This window comes from Streptoverticillium olivoreticuli subsp. olivoreticuli (genome assembly GCF_003391135.1).
Lineage (GTDB): Bacteria > Actinomycetota > Actinomycetes > Streptomycetales > Streptomycetaceae > Streptomyces > Streptomyces blastmyceticus.
The window spans coordinates 6,991,303-7,004,089 of the sequence record NZ_CP031455.1 but is presented as its reverse complement, the minus strand read 5'-3'; the positions used below and the strand labels follow the sequence as shown (position 1 = coordinate 7,004,089).

13 protein-coding genes are annotated in these 12,787 nt (G+C 71.4%); 2 read left to right on the top strand and 11 right to left on the bottom strand.

The features are described 5' to 3' along the window. Nucleotides 1–4 precede the first annotated feature (4 nt). Complete coding sequence (locus tag DXZ73_RS31100) at nucleotides 5–550, top strand: GNAT family N-acetyltransferase (protein WP_425315881.1); 546 nt, start codon at nucleotides 5–7, stop codon at nucleotides 548–550. A 134-nt stretch (nucleotides 551–684) separates the two neighbouring features. Here the strand turns inward: DXZ73_RS31100 and DXZ73_RS31095 are convergent, their stop codons facing one another. The 8 genes from DXZ73_RS31095 to DXZ73_RS31060 all read right to left on the bottom strand — a co-directional run bounded on the left by DXZ73_RS31095 (nucleotide 685) and on the right by DXZ73_RS31060 (nucleotide 9,470). Continuing rightward, complete coding sequence (locus tag DXZ73_RS31095; RefSeq protein WP_116214308.1) at nucleotides 685–2,562, bottom strand: NAD-binding protein; 1,878 nt, start codon at nucleotides 2,560–2,562, stop codon at nucleotides 685–687. 193 nt (nucleotides 2,563–2,755) lie between these two features. Then, nucleotides 2,756–3,403, bottom strand: coding sequence for a potassium-transporting ATPase subunit KdpC (kdpC, locus tag DXZ73_RS31090; RefSeq protein WP_116214307.1), 648 nt, complete (start codon nucleotides 3,401–3,403; stop codon nucleotides 2,756–2,758). A 5-nt stretch (nucleotides 3,404–3,408) separates the two neighbouring features. Next, nucleotides 3,409–5,517, bottom strand: coding sequence for a potassium-transporting ATPase subunit KdpB (kdpB, locus tag DXZ73_RS31085; RefSeq protein WP_116214306.1), 2,109 nt, complete (start codon nucleotides 5,515–5,517; stop codon nucleotides 3,409–3,411). After that, nucleotides 5,514–7,205, bottom strand: coding sequence for a potassium-transporting ATPase subunit KdpA (gene kdpA / locus DXZ73_RS31080; protein WP_116214305.1), 1,692 nt, complete (start codon nucleotides 7,203–7,205; stop codon nucleotides 5,514–5,516). Before kdpA ends, kdpB begins: the two co-directional genes overlap by 4 nt. Before the next feature lie 7 nt (nucleotides 7,206–7,212). Beyond that, nucleotides 7,213–7,302, bottom strand: a complete 90-nt coding sequence (gene kdpF, locus DXZ73_RS31075) for a K(+)-transporting ATPase subunit F (RefSeq protein WP_116214304.1) — start codon at nucleotides 7,300–7,302, stop codon at nucleotides 7,213–7,215. Between the two features lie 302 nt (nucleotides 7,303–7,604). Then, the gene (locus DXZ73_RS31070; protein ID WP_116214303.1) at nucleotides 7,605–8,387 is read right to left on the bottom strand and encodes a DUF3710 domain-containing protein; all 783 of its coding nucleotides are present in this window, start codon (nucleotides 8,385–8,387) and stop codon (nucleotides 7,605–7,607) included. A gap of 1 nt (nucleotide 8,388) precedes the next feature. After that, entirely contained in the window at nucleotides 8,389–8,889 is a 501-nt protein-coding gene (gene dut / locus DXZ73_RS31065; protein ID WP_116214302.1) for a dUTP diphosphatase, read from the bottom strand. Further along, nucleotides 8,886–9,470, bottom strand: a complete 585-nt coding sequence (locus DXZ73_RS31060; RefSeq protein ID WP_240351561.1) for a PaaI family thioesterase — start codon at nucleotides 9,468–9,470, stop codon at nucleotides 8,886–8,888. The genes dut and DXZ73_RS31060 overlap by 4 nt, the downstream gene beginning before the upstream one ends. 58 nt (nucleotides 9,471–9,528) lie before the next feature. On the opposite strand from DXZ73_RS31060, the gene DXZ73_RS31055 reads away from it, so the two are divergent. Then, nucleotides 9,529–9,972, top strand: a complete 444-nt coding sequence (locus DXZ73_RS31055; protein WP_116214300.1) for a DUF3093 domain-containing protein — start codon at nucleotides 9,529–9,531, stop codon at nucleotides 9,970–9,972. Between the two features lie 12 nt (nucleotides 9,973–9,984). Here DXZ73_RS31055 and DXZ73_RS31050 read toward each other — a convergent pair whose 3' ends face one another. The 3 genes from DXZ73_RS31050 to DXZ73_RS31040 form a co-directional block, all read right to left on the bottom strand. Then, nucleotides 9,985–10,821, bottom strand: a complete 837-nt coding sequence (locus DXZ73_RS31050) for a hypothetical protein (RefSeq protein WP_116214299.1) — start codon at nucleotides 10,819–10,821, stop codon at nucleotides 9,985–9,987. 13 nt (nucleotides 10,822–10,834) lie between these two features. Continuing rightward, nucleotides 10,835–11,131, bottom strand: a complete 297-nt coding sequence (locus DXZ73_RS31045) for a DUF4193 domain-containing protein (RefSeq protein WP_116214298.1) — start codon at nucleotides 11,129–11,131, stop codon at nucleotides 10,835–10,837. Nucleotides 11,132–11,529: 398 nt separating this feature from the next. Beyond that, the gene (locus DXZ73_RS31040) at nucleotides 11,530–12,786 is read right to left on the bottom strand and encodes a sensor histidine kinase (RefSeq protein ID WP_116214297.1); all 1,257 of its coding nucleotides are present in this window, start codon (nucleotides 12,784–12,786) and stop codon (nucleotides 11,530–11,532) included. Nucleotide 12,787: the final 1 nt, after the last annotated feature.

The window sequence follows — 12,787 nt, the reverse complement described above, 5'->3', positions numbered from 1 at the left end:
CACCATGCCCGGTATGACCGACGTACGCACCGTGCACACCTCGCAGCTGAGCAAGGCGGAACTCGCGGCCGTGAGGGACCTGATGGACCACGCCTTCGAGGGGGGCTTCAACGACGACGACTGGGACCACACCGTCGGCGGCATGCACGCCCTCGCGTACGGGAACGGCGGCCTGATCGGCCACGGCTCCCTCGTGCAGCGCCGTCTGCTGCACGGCGGCCGCGCCCTGCGCACCGGCTATGTGGAGGCGGTGGCGGTCCGCGCGGACCGGCGCCGCCGGGGCGTCGCCTCGGCGGTGATGGGCGCGCTGGAGCACGTCCTGCGGCACGGCGGGTACGAGCTGGGGGCGCTCGGCGCCGCCGACGAGGCCGTGCCGCTGTACGTGGGCCGTGGCTGGCGGCAGTGGCGCGGCCCGTCCGCGGTCCTCGCCCCCACGGGGATCGAGCGCACCGCGGAGGAGGACGGCTGCATCCATGTGCTGCCGCTGGGCGCCGAGCTCGACCTCGACGGGGAGCTGGTGTGCGACTGGCGCCCGGGGGACGTCTGGTGACATACGTACCCCTGCCTCGGGGGAGTTGAGGCAGGGGTACGCGGCAAAGGGGACGGGCGCCGGTCTCGCGGGCGCCGCGGTTGATCTTGATCGTAGCCCGTGAACGCCCCATTTGCCCAGCGGAATCCGTCATTTCACCCCGCGTCGGTGCGCGGCCTGGGCACCGGCCGCGCGCCCAGCAGTTCGGCGAGGCCCTGACGGGTGGCGGCGACCACGACGCGGTCCTCGGGGCGCAGGACGTATCCGGGCGCGGGCCCGCCCGGCGGGTGGGGCGGCCGGGCGGGCGTCTCCGGCCGGTCGCCGGTGCCCTCCGAGGCCAGGGCGAGGGCGCGCCAGGAGCCCGGTTGGAACGCCTCGGCGACCGTGCGGCCCGCCAGCCCCGGGTGGCTCCCCGCCTCCACCGCGGCGATGAGGAGCACCCGCCGCTCCACCGGTACCGCGCCCAGGATCTGACGGCCCATCATCGCCCCGGCGAAGGCCGGGGCGACCAGGTAGGAGACGCTGCGGCTGCGGGTCCGGGCGCGGGGGTGGGAGTCGCGCAGCGTGCGGTAGACGGCCTTGGAGAACCGGTCCTCGTACAGCCTCATCACCACGCCGACGTCCGGCCTGACCGCGCGGGCGTAGAGCACGGCCTCCAGATTGGTGGTGTCACTGCTGGTGAGCGCGAGCAGGGTGCGGCTCTCGCCGATCTTGGCGGCCTCCAGCACCCCTTCCTCCGTGACGTCGCCGATGACGGTCGGCACCCGCAGCGAGCGGGCGAGCGCCACCCCGCGGGCCTGGGGGTCGCGCTCCACGCAGACGACCGGGATGTCCAGCTCGCGAAGGCGGGCCAGCACCCGGGACCCGATCTTGCCGAGCCCGAGCAGCACCACGTGGCCGGAGAGCCCGCGCGGCGGGCGGCGCAGCGCGGAGGCCGAGCGGAAGGTCCCGAGCCCCTCCAGGGCGGCGGCCACCAGCAGCGGGAGCAGCAGCAGTCCGGCGAGGCCGGAGAGGAGCTGGAGGATCTGCCGGCCGAGCGGCTGGCCGATCGCCGGGTCGTTGATGGCGAAGAGGTCGAGGAGGGAGAGGTAGGCGGCGTGCGCGGGGTTCTCGTCGGTGACCAGCCAGGAGGCGACGGCCAGCCCGCAGACGGCGGCCGCCGGCCAGGCCAGGGCCCAGCGCAGCCGGGGCGAGAAGAACGACCCCAGGGGCAGGCTGCGGTCCCTCAGCCGGGGGGTGCGGTGCGGCGGTACGGAGTAGTGGACCCGCTCCAGGACGATGCGGCCGCGGCCGCCCGCCCCCGCCACGGTCTCCGCGTCCGGCAGCATGACGGGGCCTTCGCCGTCGGTGCCGTCGGAGCGCGGCGGGGTGAGGAGCGCGACGGTCCGGTCGCCGGGGCGGGTGCGCTCGCCGGGGCCCAGCGGGGGTCTCTCGACGGCTCTCAGCAGCAGCCCGCCCGCCTCGATGACCTTGGAGTGGCCGGATACGGCCGCCGCGACGAGCGCGGGGGCGGCGGTGTCGGCGTCCGAGAGGACGGTGGTGGTCGCCTCGGCGGCGCCGGGGTCGCCCGGGGCCCCGTTGCCCGTCCGGGCGGCCTGGTCGAGGAGCTCCTCCAGGTGCTGGCCGAGCCGGCGGTTGTACATCCGGATGACCAGCCGCAGCCGGGGGTTGGCGCGGCGGGCGCGCAGGGCGGCGTGGATGTTGGTCTCGTCGTCGTCATAGACGAGGGCGAGGGCGGTGGCCCGGTCCACCCCGGCTTCGGCGAGCGCCTCGTCGTCGGGCTCGGGCGCCTCCACGACATGTACGAGCCCGCCGGGCGGACTCCCCGCGCCGGAGCTGCCGTTGACCCCGGCGGCGCGGCCCACCACGCCGGTCACGCGTCCGAGGAGGGTGGCGGCGCGGCCGGGCACGGCGGCGGGGCGGGGGCGTCCGTCGCGGGCGGGCGGCACGACGAGGGTGACGCGCTCGCCGTAGACGCCGGAGAGTTCGGCGGCGAGCCGGTGGACGAGACCGTCGTCGCCGCAGACCACCATGTGTGGTGCGGACGGGATGACTTGGGGCTGCGGGGTGAGGGATGCCACGCTTCCCAGAGTGCCCTGCCGCGGGTCGAACGTTCAGCTGATCGGGCACGATTCCCTTCGGGCGCGGTTTCCCCGCCCCACGACGACGGCGGACGGCCGGGGCTCCGTGCCCCGGCCGTCCGCCGTCGTCGTCACCGCTGTCGCGTCAGCCCTTGGCGAGCTTCCGGAGCGCGACGTTGAGCTGGAGGACGTTGACGCGCTCCTCGCCCATGAAGCCCAGGATGCGCCCGTCGGTGTGGTCGTCGACCAGTTTGTGGACCTCGTCCTCCGGCAGGTGGTTGGCCTTGGCGACGCGGTCGGCCTGGAGCCGTGCGTACTCCGGGGAGATGTCCGGGTCGAGACCGGAGCCGGAGGCGGTGAGGGCGTCCGTCGGGACCGCCGACGGGGAGACGCCGTTGAAGGCGGCGACGTCGGCGCGGCGCTGCTGGACGCTGTCCAGCAGGACCTTGCTGTCCGCGGCGAGGTTGGAGGCGCCGGACACCAGCAGCTTGTACTGCGTGTTCTCGGTGTTGGGACCGGCCGCCGAGGGCCGGCCCTGGAAGAACTTCGGGTCGGGCAGCGGGTTCCCCGCCTTGTCCTTCTCGTCCAGCGTGTAGGACTGGCCGAGCCGCTCGGAGCCGACGGACTTGCCGCCGACCTTGACCTCGGAGCCGTTGGCCTTGTCGTGGAAGGCCACCTGGGCGATGCCGGTGACGACCAGGGGGTAGATCACCCCGCAGACCAGCGTGAGGACGAGCAGGGCCCGCAGGCCCGCGCCGGCCAGCCGGGCCGTGCTGCGTACGGAGTTGTTCATGGAGGTCACCCGATGCCAGGGATGAGGGAGATGAGCAGGTCGATGATCTTGATGCCGATGAACGGGGCGACGAGGCCGCCCAGTCCGTAGACGGTGAGGTTGCGCCGGAGCATGCTGTCCGCGCTCATCGGCCGGTAACGCACGCCCTTGAGGGCGAGCGGCACCAGGGCCACGATGACCAGCGCGTTGAAGATGACGGCGGAGAGGATCGCGGTCTGCGGGCTGTGCAGGCTCATGATGTTGAGCTTGTCCAGGCCCGGGTAGGCCACCGCGAACATCGCCGGGATGATCGCGAAGTACTTCGCGACGTCGTTGGCGATGGAGAAGGTGGTCAGCGCGCCGCGGGTGATCAGGAGCTGCTTGCCGATCTCGACGATCTCGATGAGCTTGGTGGGGTTGGAGTCCAGGTCCACCATGTTCCCGGCCTCCTTGGCGGCCGAGGTGCCGGTGTTCATGGCCACGCCCACGTCCGCCTGGGCCAGCGCGGGGGCGTCGTTGGTGCCGTCGCCCGTCATCGCGACGAGCTTGCCGCCGGCCTGCTCACGCTTGATGAGCGCCATCTTGTCCTCGGGCGTCGCCTCCGCGAGGAAGTCGTCGACCCCCGCCTCCTCGGCGATCGCCTTCGCCGTCAGCGGGTTGTCACCCGTGATCATGACGGTCTTGATGCCCATCCGGCGCAGCTCGTCGAAGCGCTCGCGCATGCCCTCCTTGACGACGTCCTTGAGGTGGATGACGCCCAGGACGCGGGCGCCCTTCTCGTCCTCGACGGCGACGAGCAGCGGGGTGCCGCCGGCCTGGGAGATGTCGTCGGTGAGCTTGGTCGCGTCCTCGGCGATCCGGCCGCCGCGCTCGGTGACCCAGGTGAGGACCGAGCCGGTCGCGCCCTTGCGGACCTTGCGTCCGTCCACGTCGACGCCGGACATGCGGGTCTGGGCGGTGAAGGGGATCCACTCGGCGCCGACGAGTTCGCCCTCGTGGCGCTCGCGCAGGCCGTACTTCTCCTTCGCGAGGACGACGATCGAGCGGCCCTCGGGCGTCTCGTCCGCGAGGGAGGAGAGCTGGGCGGCGTCCGCCACCTCGGCGGCCATGGTGCCCTTGACCGGGACGAACTCGGCAGCCTGGCGGTTGCCATAGGTGATGGTGCCGGTCTTGTCGAGCAGCAGTGTGGAGATGTCACCGGCCGCCTCGACCGCGCGCCCGGACATGGCCAGCACATTGCGCTGGACGAGCCGGTCCATGCCGGCGATGCCGATCGCGGAGAGCAGCGCGCCGATGGTGGTCGGGATCAGGCAGACCACCAGGGCGGCGAGCACGATCATCGACTGCTCGGCGTGCGCGTAGATCGCGAAGGGCTGGAGCGTGACGACGGCCAGCAGGAAGACGATGGTGAGCGAGGCCAGCAGGATGTTGAGCGCGATCTCGTTCGGCGTCTTCTGCCGGGCGGCGCCCTCGACCAGGTTGATCATCCGGTCGATGAAGGTCTCGCCCGGCTTCGTCATGATCTTGATGACGATGCGGTCGGAGAGGACCTTGGTGCCGCCGGTGACCGCCGAGCGGTCACCGCCGGACTCACGGATGACCGGCGCGGACTCGCCCGTGATCGCGGACTCGTCGACCGACGCGACGCCTTCGACGACATCGCCGTCGCCGGGGATGATGTCCCCGGCCTCACAGACGACGAGGTCGCCCACGCGCAGCTCGGTGCCGGGCACCGACTCCTCCGTGCCGCCGTTCAGACGGCGCGCGACGGTGTCGGTCTTGGCCTTGCGCAGGGTGTCCGCCTGCGCCTTGCCGCGCCCCTCGGCGACGGCCTCGGCGAGGTTGGCGAAGATGACGGTCAGCCACAGCCAGATGGTGATCGCCCAGCCGAACCAGGCACCGGGGTCCTTGAGCGCCAGCCCGGTGGTGACCACCGAGCCGACCTCGACCACGAACATCACCGGGGACTTCACCATCACCCGGGGATCGAGCTTGCGGAACGCGTCCGGCAGCGACTTCACCAGCTGCGCCGGGTCGAAGAGACCGCCGGAGACCCGGCCGGGCTCCTCGGAGCCGTGCGGACGCTCGTCCTTGGGCTCCTCGGGGGCGGTACGGACAGGGGTGGTCGTGCTCATGAGAGTCCCTCCGCCATCGGGCCAAGGGCCAGTGCCGGGAAGTAGGTCAAGCCGGTGATGATGAGGATCGCGCCGACGAGCAGGCCCGCGAAGAGCGGCTTCTCGGTGCGCAGGGTGCCCGCGGTCTCGGGGACGGGCTTCTGCTCGGCCAGCGAGCCGGCCAGTGCCAGCACGAAGACCATCGGCAGGAAGCGGCCGAGGAGCATGGCCAGACCGATCGTGGTGTTGTACCACTGCGTGTTGGCGTTGAGGCCGGCCATCGCGGAGCCGTTGTTGTTGGCACCGGAGGTGAAGGCGTAGAGCACCTCGGAGAAGCCGTGCGCTCCGCTGCCGTCCACCGAGTTGCCCGCGACGTTGAGGATCGAGTGCGGCGGGGTCGCCATCACCATGGACACGGCGGTGAAGCCGAGCACCAGGGTCGGGGTGATGAGGATGTAGCACGCGGCGAGCTTGATCTCGCGGGTGCCGATCTTCTTGCCGAGGTACTCGGGCGTACGGCCGACCATCAGGCCCGCGATGAACACCGCGATGATCGCCATGACGAGCATGCCGTACAGACCGGAGCCGACGCCGCCGGGCGCGATCTCGCCCAGCATCATGCCGAGCAGCGCGATGCCGCCGCCGAAGCCGGTGAACGAGGAGTGGAAGCCGTCCACCGCGCCGGTCGAGGTCAGGGTGGTGGAGGTCGCGAAGATCGAGGTCCCGCCGATGCCGAACCGCTGCTCCTTGCCCTCCAGCGCACCGCCCGCCGCCTGCAGGGCCGCCCCGCCGTGGTGGAACTCGGTCCACATCATCAGCGCGGTGAAGCCCAGCCAGATCACGCCCATGGCCGCGAGGATCGCGTAACCCTGCTTGACGTTGCCGACGAGCTTGCCGAAGGTCCGCGTCAGCGAGAAGGGGATGACGAGGATCAGGAAGATCTCGAAGAGGTTGGTGAAGGCGTTGGGGTTCTCGAACGGGTGGGCGGAGTTGGCGTTGAAGTAGCCGCCGCCGTTGGTGCCGAGCTCCTTGATGGCCTCCTGCGAGGCCACGGCGCCGCCGTTGACCTGCTGGGTGCCGCCGGCGAGCTGCCCGATGTCGTGGATGCCCGCGAAGTTCTGGATCGCGCCGCAGGCGACGAGCACGACCGCGCCGATCACGGAGATCGGGATCAGGATGCGGATCGTGCCGCGCACCAGGTCGGACCAGAAGTTGCCCAGCTCGCCGGTGCGGGCCCGGGCGAAGCCCCGGACGAGCGCGACGGCGACGGCCATGCCGACGGCGGCGGAGACGAAGTTCTGGACGGCGAGGCCGAGCGTCTGGACGGCGTGGCCCATGGCCTGCTCGCCCGAGTACGACTGCCAGTTGGTGTTGGCGACGAACGAGGCGGCGGTGTTGAACGCCTGGTCCGGGCTGATCGCCGTGAAGCCCAGGGAGAGCGAGTGCGGCAGGATGCCCTGGATCCGCTGGAGCAGGTAGAGGAAGAGCAGGCTGGCCGCCGAGAAGGCGAGGATGCCGCGCAGGTAGGCGGGCCAGCGCATCTCGGCGTTGGGGTTGGCGCCGATCGAGCGGTAGATCAGCTTCTCGACGCGCAGGTGCTTCTCGGAGCTGTAGACGCGGGCCATGTAGTCGCCCAGCGGGCGGTAGACCAGCACCAGCGCCGCGACGAGCGCGGTGAGCTGGAGGACTCCGGAAAGGACGGGGCTCATATCTTTGCTAGAACCTCTCCGGGAAAACGAGGGCGAGGATCAGGTAGCCCAGCAGGGCGACGGCCACGACCAGGCCGACGATGTTCTCGACGGTCACAGCTTGGTCACCCCCTTGGCGACGAGAGCCACCAGCGCGAAGACCGCGATCGTGGTGACGACGAAGGCCACGTCGGCCATCGTGTGCTCCTAGAGAGTTCGGATATGAACGGACTCCCAAAGGAAACCTCTGTTGTCGCCTCGCGAGCGCCCCGTTGACGCCTCTCATACGGCCATTAGCGCCCCCTTGACGGTTTCCATACGCATACCGCTCTGACCTGCGAAAACGCCGCTGGGCCGCAACCCCGATTCGGGGTTGCGGCCCAGCGGAACGGCACGATCCAGCCGTTTGACGAGCGTTTTTCAGCGCACCTCGGAGATCTCCGGGCCCCGCTCCAGACGGTCCACGCCACCGGCGAAGCGCGAGCCGCCGTCGTCGTCCGGCTGCTGAAGACCCTCGGCGACCATCTGCGCGTCGTCCGGCAGCTTCAGCACGATCGGGTCGCGGGGCGCCATCGGCGACTCGCCGCGCACGACGACGGTGTCCTGGAAGATCTGCTCGAGCAGCCCGGCGGTCTGCGGCTGCACCGCGCCCTGGCCCGAGATGACACCGCGCAGGAACCAGCGCGGCCCGTCACAGCCCACGAAGCGGACGAGCTGGACGCCCTGGGTGCCGTCCGGCAGCGCGACCGGCACCTGGGCCCGCAGCTCCCAGCCCAGCGGGCCCTGGACCTCGTCCACGACTCCGCCCTGCTGGGTGATGCCGGACGCGATCTCGTCCCGCACCTCGTGCCAGATGCCCTCGCGCTTGGGGGCGGCGAACGCCTGGAGCTGCACGGCGCTGTCGCGCAGCACCACCGTCGCGGCGACGATGGCGTCACCGGCGACCTCGACCCTCAGCTCCATGCCCTCGACCCCGGGCACGAACAGTCCGCCGAGGTCCACCCGGCCCTCCGTGGGGTCGCGGACCTCGGAGAGGTCCCACGGCCCGTCGGGGCGCGGCTCCGGCTCCAGCCGGACCCGGCTCTCGGCCGCGATGTCCTCTGCGGACGCGTTGGAGAGGGAGTCCTCAGCCAACTCCTCGGAGGTCACGTCGTCGACCTGGTCGACGGCGTCCTCCCCGCGCTTGCGGCGACGACCGAACACGTCACTGTCCTTCCCGGTCGCTGACGACCGAAGCGAATCCATTCCCCACGGCAGCGTGGCCACCGGTGGACCCGAAGCCCCCTTCGGCCCGTGCCGAGCCTGGAAGCTCCGCCACCTCATGGAAGCGGACCTTCTCGACCTGCTGGACAACCAATTGGGCGATGCGGTCGAACCTCTCGAACCGCACGGTCTCGCGCGGGTCCAGATTGACCACAATCACCTTGATCTCTCCACGGTACCCGGCATCGATGGTCCCCGGGGCATTCACCATGGAGACCCCGCACCTGGCGGCGAGACCCGAACGCGGGTGCACGAAGGCGGCGTAGCCGTCGGGCAGCGCGATGGACACCCCGGTGGGCAGCACCAGCCGCTCCCCCGGCGCCAGCTCGGCGGCCTCGGTGGTCACGAGGTCGCAGCCGGCGTCGCCGGGGTGACCGTAGGAGGGGACGGGCACCTCCGGGTCGACCCGGCGGATCAGCACGTCCAGGGGCATACGGCTCACGGGTTCACCTCAAAAGCTCGCGCGACCTTCACCTGGTCGGGGTCGGCCAGGGCGGCCTGGATCTCGGCGGCACGGCCGTTCTCGATGAAGTGGTCGACCTTGACCTCGATGAACACCGCTTCCGCCTGGACCGCGACGGGGCCCTCCGGGCCGCCGATCCGGCCGGTGGCCGTGGCGTAGATCTTACGGCCGTGCACCGCGCGGACCTCGGCCGCCAGGTGCAGCACGGTGCCCACCGGCACGGGCCGCACATAGTCCGTCTCCAGCCGCCCGGTCACCGCGATCACCCGCAGCAGCCAGCCCAGCGAGCCCAGCGTCTCGTCCAGCGCCGTGGCCAGCACACCGCCGTGCGCGAGACCGGGGGCGCCCTGGTGCGCCTCCTTGACGCGGAACTCCGCGGTGACGCTCACGCCCTCGCCGGCGCGCACCTCCACGTGCAGACCGTGCGGGACGCCCCCGCCGCAGCCGAAGCAGTATTCATAGTGCGCCCCGATGGTCTCCCCGGGCGCGGGCGCGTCGGGGTGCCGCACCGGCGGCTCGGCCCCGGGCGGCAGCGTCGGCGTTGTCGTTCGTCCACTCACAGGGGCTGACCTTACCCGCGAGAACAGGGCCCGGTCCCGTCCGTGGCAGGCTTGGCCCATGCAGCCTTACGAAGAACGCCTGACCGCACCCCGATCCTGGTGGTTCATCGCGGCGCTCGTCGGGGTCGCCATGGCGCTGATCCTGCTGCCGCTGGGCACGGTCCCGATGCTGGGCGGGCTCGTCGGCGGCGCCGCCCTCGCGTCGGTCGCGGTCAGCTCGTACGGCTCGGTGCGCATCCGGGTCGTCGGCGGCGCGCTCGTCGCCGGCGACGCGAGGATCCCGGTGACGGCGCTGGGTACGGCGGAGGTCCTGGACGCGGAGGAGGCCCGCGCCTGGCGCACGCACAAGGCCGACACCCGCGCCTTCATGCTGCTGCGCGGCTACATCCCGACGGCCCTGCGGATCGAGATCACGGACCCGGCGGACCCCACACCGTACGTCTATCTCTCCACCCGCTCCCCCGAGCGCCTGGCCGCCGCTCTCGCGGCCGTACGGACCTGAGGGCGCCCAGGGCTAGAGGGCGCCGGGCTCCGGCGCTCCGGCGGGCGGCAGGGCGTCCCAGGACACCTGCCGGGCGCGCAGGTCCTTGCGGACCTTCTCGGCGAGCCTCTTGGTGTCACGGCGGTTCATCACCGCGCCCACGGTCGCGCCGATCATGAAGGGCGTGAGGTTGGGCAGATTGCGGAAGGTGCGCTTGAGGACCTGCTGGCGCAGCTCGCGCCGCAGCTGGCCGCCGAGGGCCGCGTTGACGGTCAGCGGTGAGGTGACGTCGATGCCGCGCTCGTCGGCCCACGCCCCGAGATAGGCCACCGCGCGCTGGCGCACGGTGCCGGGGGCCCGCAGGCCGTAGACCTCGTGGAGCTCGGCGATGAGCTTGAACTCCACGGCGGCGACGCCGACGATCTCGGCCGCCAGCTCGGCGGGCATGGCCGGCGGGACCGGCAGCATGGCCGCGGCGCCGACGCCGGCGCCCACGGTGGAGGTGCCGTACGCGGCGCCCGCCACCAGTTTGTCCGCGAGCTCCTCCGGGCCGAGGCCCGGGAACTGCTCGCGCAGGGTCGCGAGGTCGCGCACGGGGATGCGCGGGGCGTTCGCGATGATCCGGTCGGCCATGGCGGTCAGGCCCGCCTTGGCCCCCCGGCCGCCCTTCCTGGCGCCACGGCCGACAACGGCGGCGAGCGAGGCCGCACGGCCCCGCTCGACGTCTGTGCCGGCCCCGGCGGCAGGAGTGGTGTCCACGGCGCCGACGGTCTCGTCGGCACCCTTCTGCCGCGCGGCGTTCCCCTCAGGTCCGGTGGTCAGTTCGGACCGCCGGGAGCGCCGCTTGCGAAACGGGATCGAGCCTGCCATGCAGACCCGCTCCTCACTCGCAGTCGCGGCAGATCGGCTGGCCGTTCTTCTCGCGGGCCAGCTGGCTGCGGTGGTGCACGAGGAAGCAGCTCATGCAGGTGAACTCGTCGGCCTGCCGAGGCAGGACCCGGACGGACAGCTCCTCGTTGGAGAGGTCCGCGCCGGGCAGCTCCAGGCCCTCGGCGGCCTCGAAGTCGTCGACGTCGACCGTTGAAGCGGACTTGTCGTTCCGCCGGGCCTTGAGTTCCTCGATGCTGTCCTCGTTGACGTCATCGTCGGTCTTGCGTGGGGTGTCGTAGTCCGTTGCCATGTCGCTCTCCCCCTCTGGGTGTCTGCGGTGTCTCCAGCGCACGTAACGCGTGAGAGGCCGGACTTGTGCCCGACCCGAGGCGGAGATTTTGCCTCACATCAAGGTCTGTTACTCAATCGACACCCAACCGCACACCTGAAGAGGTGATGGGGATGGATGGCGAACGGGACCGTACACGGTCCGGATGCCGCATGTGGATACGCCATCACGTGTACTTCCCGTGATCAGGACCCCCGGAAACCCCCATTTTCCCGGCGTTCCGTCGATCCCGATGATCACGGAGAGTGGATGGCCAAAAGTTTGCGCATGTGAGCGATCACACACGCCTCCGGCGAGGGGCGGACCATGAAAATTCCGCCCAAAGCGAACCTGCGGCCGCCCCATTCTCGCAGAGATTCTCAGGTGGGAAGTACCACTCTCATGATCAATCCACCCCCGTCACGGGGTTCGGCGGTGATCCTGCCGCCGTGCGCGCGGGCGACGGAGCGGACGATCGACAGGCCGAGGCCCACACCCTTGTCGCTGCCGGTCCGCTCGGTGCGCAGGCGGCGGAACGGCTCGAAGATGTTGTCCACCTCGTACGCCGGGACGATGGGGCCGGTGTTCTCCACCACCAGCACCGCCCGGCCCGGCTGGGCCTCCGTGGTGACCTCGACCCAGCCGTCGGCCGTGTTGTAGCGCACGGCGTTCTGCACGAGATTGAGCGCGATGCGCTCCAGGAGCACGCCGTTGCCCTGGACGACCGCGGGCTGCCGGGTGCCGCGCAGCTCCACGCCCTTGGCCTGGGCCTCCGCACGGGTCTGGTCGATGGCCTGGGAGGCCACCTCGGCGAGATCGACGGGCTTGCGGTCCACGATCTCGTTGTCGCTGCGCGCGAGCAGCAGCAGGCCCTCCACGAGCTGCTCGCTGCGCTCGTTGGTGGCCAGCAGGGTCTTGCCGAGCTGCTGGAGCTCGGGGGACGCGCCGGGGTCGGAGAGGTGGACCTCCAGCAGCGTGCGGTTGATCGCCAGCGGGGTGCGCAGCTCGTGCGAGGCGTTGGCCACGAAGCGCTGCTGCGCGGTGAACGCCCGCTCCAGCCGGTCGAGCATCTCGTCGAAGGTGTCGGAGAGCTCCTTCAACTCGTCCTCCGGGCCACCCAGTTCGATACGGCGCGAGAGGTCCGTGGCGGCGACCCTGCGGGCCGTGCGCGTCATCTTGCCGAGCGGCGAGAGGACCCGGCCCGCCATGGCGTAGCCGAAGGCGAAGGCGATCACGGCGAGGCCGAGGAGGGCGAGCAGGGAGCGCTTGAGGAGGCTGTCGAGGGCGAGGGCACGCAGGTGGCTCGTGCAGTTGCTCAGGACGTTGTTCGCCTCGTCGGCCGTCAGGCCGGGGCGCAGGGCAGGACAGAGGCTGGAGTCGGGCACGGTGACCTGGCTGCCGTTGTTCAGCTTGATCAGCGGCGTGCTGCCGGCGTCCAGCGCGTGGGCGGCCAGCAGATAGATGATCGTGAGCAGCAGGACGCCCGCCATCAGGAACATCCCGCCGTAGAGCAGGGTGAGCCGTATGCGGATGGTCGGACGCAGCCAGGGGAACGGCCGTACGACGGGCTGACGGGGGTCCCAGGTGGGCTTCGGCGGGGTGTGCGGGGCCGCCGGCGGCGCGGGGGTGGCGGGCATC

Excerpts from the sequence above, each read along its gene's own strand:
- DXZ73_RS31100 (WP_425315881.1), top strand. The coding sequence starts at position 5 with ATGCCCGGTATGACCGACGTACGCACCGTGCACACCTCGCAGCTGAGC.
- DXZ73_RS31095 (WP_116214308.1), bottom strand. The coding sequence starts at position 2,562 with ATGGTGGTCTGCGGCGACGACGGTCTCGTCCACCGGCTCGCCGCCGAA.
- kdpC (WP_116214307.1), bottom strand. The coding sequence starts at position 3,403 with ATGAACAACTCCGTACGCAGCACGGCCCGGCTGGCCGGCGCGGGCCTG.
- kdpB (WP_116214306.1), bottom strand. The coding sequence starts at position 5,517 with ATGAGCACGACCACCCCTGTCCGTACCGCCCCCGAGGAGCCCAAGGAC.
- kdpA (WP_116214305.1), bottom strand. The coding sequence starts at position 7,205 with ATGAGCCCCGTCCTTTCCGGAGTCCTCCAGCTCACCGCGCTCGTCGCG.
- DXZ73_RS31055 (WP_116214300.1), top strand. The coding sequence starts at position 9,529 with ATGCAGCCTTACGAAGAACGCCTGACCGCACCCCGATCCTGGTGGTTC.
- DXZ73_RS31050 (WP_116214299.1), bottom strand. The coding sequence starts at position 10,821 with ATGGCAGGCTCGATCCCGTTTCGCAAGCGGCGCTCCCGGCGGTCCGAA.
- DXZ73_RS31045 (WP_116214298.1), bottom strand. The coding sequence starts at position 11,131 with ATGGCAACGGACTACGACACCCCACGCAAGACCGACGATGACGTCAAC.
- DXZ73_RS31040 (WP_116214297.1), bottom strand. The coding sequence starts at position 12,786 with ATGCCCGCCACCCCCGCGCCGCCGGCGGCCCCGCACACCCCGCCGAAG.